Here is a 500-nt window from a genome sequence, read left to right as displayed (position 1 = left end):
CGGCGCACGCGCTGAAGCTGCGCGGCGAAGCTGCCATTGCGGTGTCGTTCTTCGGCGACGGCGCGATCAACCGTGGGCCGTTCCTCGAGGCATTGAACTGGGCACGCGTTTTCGAGTTGCCGGTGCTGTTCGTCTGCGAAGACAATCGCATCTCGGCCACCACGCCGACCCGTCCGATGACGGCGGGCGATGGCGCGGGCGCGCGCGCAAACGCGCTGGATATCGCATCGCTCTCGGTAGACGGTAACGATGTGGAGGCGGTATACGCCGCTGCGGGGGAACTGATTGCCCAGATCCGCCAAGGCGGTGGCCCTCGCCTGCTTCACGCGATTACCGACCGGCACAAAGGCCATGTGTCTGTCGATCCGGGCACTTACCGGAACCCGGCGGATGTCGCACAGGCGCTGCTGCGCGACCCGATTCCGCGTGCCCGCGCGGTGCTCGAGGCACGAGGGCTGGCCGAGGAAGCCACCCGCGTCGCGCAGGCGGCCAAAGAGGAA

The 500-nt window shown here is 67.6% G+C and carries 1 protein-coding gene; it reads left to right on the top strand.

The features are described from left to right. The coding region (locus tag CDV44_RS26910) for a thiamine pyrophosphate-dependent enzyme (RefSeq protein WP_249277749.1) at window positions 1-500 on the top strand (500 nt) is incomplete at both ends.

The sequence above is a fragment of the Pandoraea sp. PE-S2R-1 genome (assembly GCF_002179865.1).
Lineage (GTDB): Bacteria > Pseudomonadota > Gammaproteobacteria > Burkholderiales > Burkholderiaceae > Pandoraea.
Note: the sequence above shows the minus strand (reverse complement) of the source record. Positions and strands in the feature narration are given on the sequence as shown.